This is a genomic window from Nostoc sp. UCD121 (assembly GCF_014222285.1).
Lineage (GTDB): Bacteria > Cyanobacteriota > Cyanobacteriia > Cyanobacteriales > Nostocaceae > Nostoc.
The window spans coordinates 1-3,291 of sequence record NZ_JACKZS010000387.1 but is presented as its reverse complement, the minus strand read 5'-3'; the positions used below and the strand labels follow the sequence as shown (position 1 = coordinate 3,291).

Genomic DNA, 3,291 nt, shown 5'->3' with positions numbered 1-3,291 from the left:
GGGCATGGGCAAGAGGATTTGGGGACAAGGAGAATTGGGGACAAGGGGAAAGACTTGTTTCAAGTTCTCACCTCTTGTCCCCTTGTCTCCCCTACCTCCCCTGCTCCCTACCCCCTGCTTCCCTTATCTCCCAAAGTGGGCTGTGTTAAAAATCTTTAGAATTTCAAAAATTTTGGCAGCATTTGCAGTAAGCTCATTTTGAATTGTAGTGTTATTTAGCAGGAACCTTTACTATGGCAGCTTCCTTTTTGCCTTCTATCTTAGTTCCCATCATTGGTTGGGTTTTGCCCTCTATAACCTTCGCGTTTCTATTTTTATACATTGAAAGAGACGATATTGGCTAATGTAGTCATGAGTTATTAGTCATTTAGTTATTGGTCATTAGTTGTTTGCAAATGACAAATGACAAATGACAAAGGACTATTGTCCAAAATTAATACCGCCTATCTCATAGAGACAGGCGGTTTTTTAACGTTGATTTCTCAACAAATGCTAGAAAATCCTAACTTATAGTGTTCGGTTCAAACTAACTAATGTTAAATCGAAGAACCGAGTCCGGCGTAGGCACCATAAAAGAAAATGCCCAAGACTGTAATTATACCTAAACCTGCGATCGTAGCGACGACCCACAGAGGAATTCTCCCACTTCCAGACACAGCTTCTCTCCTCCCTTAACAACAAATCAACACACGCTCAACAAACAAAGATTAACAAGAGTAGTTCCAGTTAGTTAAAGAAGTAACTGGAAAACAGAATCCCCAGAACGAAAACTAGTAGTAGTCCCAGGTATAGTGAAGTCCGGTTTAGTTCAACCGGCTGATTATTGGGATTGGGCGATCTTTCTACCATAATTGCTCCTAACGGTGAATAAATTGCATTGCGGCGATCGCGCCTAAAAAGAATACAGTTGGTACACCTAAAGTGTGTACTGCCAGCCATCTAACGGTAAAAATTGGATAGGTAACTGGTTGATTGATGTTATTGCCGCTAGTCATGATCTCAAACTACTTTCCAATAAATTGTTCAACTTGTTTTTTAGCTTCAAAACGGTTCTTCACAATGGGCACTTCTTGCCGCGCTGGTGTGAAATACTCATTGGGGCGAGGTGTGCCAAAAGCATCATAGGCCAGCCCTGTGCTGACAAATAGCCAACCAGCAATAAACAATGCTGGGATGGTGATGCTGTGAATTACCCAGTAACGAATGCTAGTAATGATGTCCGAAAACGGACGTTCTCCAGTGGTACCTGACATTTAGATCCCTACCTTATACATAGAGTGTTATTGAGTTTATTATCCTACAAAGTTAAGAAAGAGTTACAAGTTGCAAAGTTCTTCTCAGAAATTGTACGTTGGGCATGGGGCATAGGGCATTGGTCAATAATCAATAGTTGCTTCTTCCCCTGCCTCCCCTGCTCTCTACTCCCACTCCCTACTCCCTCTACCTCTTACTCACTAAGCTGCTTCTGGAGAAGTTGTTTCAGGGTTCGGGAGATATTTGAGCAAAACGCCGCGATCGCCAATTATAAATCCCCGTTCTGGCTCTAAGAACACAATCTTATACAAATTCGCCGCAACTTCTTCTACTTCACGGTCTTTTTCCCAGGTTTTGCCACCGTCGCCACTGCGTAGCAAATTACCGCTACCGCCACCTACCCAAATTTCATCGGGTGTACGATATGCCAAATCCAGTAAACCCCAACTGGTGGATAACTCTGGATATTTTGCCTCTTGCCATTCTTCAGGTTTAGTTGGGTCACTAAACTGAACTTGACCTCCTCTAGCTAGCAACCACAATTGCCCATTCTCTGTAAAACCCATGTTTTCTAACCGCCGAGAATTATTGCGGTTATGAGGTACCCAAGCTTCTTGCCCTGGTTCCCAAGTCGAGTAGAAACTACCCTTAGCGGAAACCGCAATATATTTACCATCAGCAGAACGTTCCAAGTTACGCACTACACCGACGGCTGATTCCACCTGGGCTTTCCAGTTTTTACCGCCGTCTGTAGTTTTATATATTGCTCCCACATCAGTAGCCATTTCAGCTGTATTGTCTGCTAATGCCTTAACTGCGATCGGGCTACCTGGTAGCTTTTCGCTCAGGGGAATACGCGACCAAGAAGCACCTTCATCCGTAGTATGCAGCAACAGTCCAGGCTCTCCAGCAATCCAGCCTTCTTTACCTGCAAAACTTACTGAGTCAAAGCGATACTTTTGCTCATCCAGTTGCAGTGTTATTGGTTTCCAGGTATTACCACCGTCATTGGTTTCCAATAGGGTGGCATTGCTACCGACTAAGTAGCCATGCTCAGGGTTATTAGTAAAAGCAATATCCAGTAGATTCGAGTCTGTTGGCACAGAAATGACTTTCCAAGGGTTGTAGCTAACAGAAGGAACTTTGCTACAACCGATGCACATGATGACTACTATTAACAAGGCAGCTATACGTTGCCAGCCTTTCACAATTGAATGCATTAGTATTTCTTAAGTTGTTTCTAAATTTCTGTAGGTGTTCTCTAAAAGGTTTACCTTATACCAATTTTGGATTTTGGATTTTGGATTTTAGATTAAAAAGCTTTTCAAAAATTCCAAAAAATATTAACCCAATATGGTATTGAGGGCTATAGTCGCTTTACGGAACTGGTAAAACAACAGATTTATGTGATTTTAATTACACAATAAACTCCTTGTTTCGGAAATGACGGCCGTCATTGTAAGCCGTAGAGACTGATAAAAAACAAGAAGCCAAGAGCCAAAGCGCCAAAAATTAAGATATTCTTTTGGGTTGGCGTTAGGTTATTGACACCCAAACCGTAACCGAGATTTTCTTTGAAACCGGATGCAGTACCCGCAGGGCCGATGTTGGCAAAAGCGGTTTTCTTGGCACTACAAACTGGACAGCGCCAATTTATAGGCAGTTCTGCAAAGAGTATCCCTGAAGGAATATCATGCTTGTCGTCTCCCTTTTCAGGTTCGTAAACATAACCGCAGGCGCGACACTCGTAGCGGTCTAACACCGGAGTCTCAACAGCTGGTTCGCTCATGGCTAGGGCCTCGCAGAGGAGAATTCTTAAATATACGTTAAAAATTATGACATAATTGTTAGGCTTTTCTATCACTATCAAAAGCTAATTAAATACTTGAAGTGTATCTGTTTCCCAGATTTCAGAAAAACCAAACAGATATAATGTAAAAGAAAGTTACGCAGTTAAGGGATTGGGAATTGGGAATTGGGCATTGGGCATTGGTTAAATAATCAATAGTTATTCTCCCCCTGCCTCCCCTGCTCCCT

Annotated in this window: 7 protein-coding genes; 1 reads left to right on the top strand and 6 read right to left on the bottom strand. The window is 42.5% G+C overall.

Annotation, left to right across the window (positions count from 1 at the left end; all coding sequences use genetic code 11):
- Positions 1-233 precede the first annotated feature (233 nt).
- Entirely contained in the window at positions 234-344 is a 111-nt protein-coding gene (locus GNF10_RS35980) for a photosystem I reaction center subunit VIII (RefSeq protein WP_185583148.1), read from the top strand.
- Positions 345-536: 192 nt separating this feature from the next.
- On the opposite strand, the gene GNF10_RS35975 is transcribed toward GNF10_RS35980, so the two are convergent.
- The 6 genes from GNF10_RS35975 to GNF10_RS35950 form a co-directional block, all read right to left on the bottom strand.
- Positions 537-656: a photosystem II reaction center protein J gene (locus tag GNF10_RS35975; RefSeq protein WP_012411803.1), complete on the bottom strand. Its 120-nt coding sequence runs from the start codon at positions 654-656 to the stop codon at positions 537-539.
- Between the two features lie 70 nt (positions 657-726).
- Positions 727-849 carry a photosystem II reaction center protein L gene (locus GNF10_RS35970; RefSeq protein WP_012411802.1) on the bottom strand — a complete coding sequence of 41 codons (123 nt, stop codon included), beginning with the start codon at positions 847-849 and terminating at the stop codon, positions 727-729.
- Positions 850-857: 8 nt separating this feature from the next.
- Complete coding sequence (psbF, locus tag GNF10_RS35965) at positions 858-995, bottom strand: cytochrome b559 subunit beta (protein WP_012411801.1); 138 nt, start codon at positions 993-995, stop codon at positions 858-860.
- Positions 996-1,004: 9 nt separating this feature from the next.
- A complete protein-coding gene (gene psbE / locus GNF10_RS35960; protein ID WP_185583151.1) occupies positions 1,005-1,253 on the bottom strand; it encodes a cytochrome b559 subunit alpha in 249 nt (82 codons plus the stop codon).
- A gap of 201 nt (positions 1,254-1,454) precedes the next feature.
- Positions 1,455-2,474 (bottom strand): photosynthesis system II assembly factor Ycf48, encoded by a 1,020-nt coding sequence (locus GNF10_RS35955; protein WP_185583153.1) that lies wholly within the window; start codon positions 2,472-2,474, stop codon positions 1,455-1,457.
- 233 nt (positions 2,475-2,707) lie between these two features.
- Positions 2,708-3,043, bottom strand: coding sequence for a rubredoxin (locus tag GNF10_RS35950; RefSeq protein WP_114080394.1), 336 nt, complete (start codon positions 3,041-3,043; stop codon positions 2,708-2,710).
- Between the last annotated feature and the right edge of the window lie 248 nt (positions 3,044-3,291).

What these genes read in the sequence shown, in the direction of transcription:
- psbF (WP_012411801.1), bottom strand. Translation starts at nt 995, where the DNA reads ATGACTAGCGGCAATAACATCAATCAACCAGTTACCTATCCAATTTTT.
- psbE (WP_185583151.1), bottom strand. Translation starts at nt 1,253, where the DNA reads ATGTCAGGTACCACTGGAGAACGTCCGTTTTCGGACATCATTACTAGC.
- GNF10_RS35955 (WP_185583153.1), bottom strand. Translation starts at nt 2,474, where the DNA reads ATGCATTCAATTGTGAAAGGCTGGCAACGTATAGCTGCCTTGTTAATA.
- GNF10_RS35970 (WP_012411802.1), bottom strand. Translation starts at nt 849, where the DNA reads ATGGTAGAAAGATCGCCCAATCCCAATAATCAGCCGGTTGAACTAAAC.
- GNF10_RS35980 (WP_185583148.1), top strand. Translation starts at nt 234, where the DNA reads ATGGCAGCTTCCTTTTTGCCTTCTATCTTAGTTCCCATCATTGGTTGG.
- GNF10_RS35950 (WP_114080394.1), bottom strand. Translation starts at nt 3,043, where the DNA reads ATGAGCGAACCAGCTGTTGAGACTCCGGTGTTAGACCGCTACGAGTGT.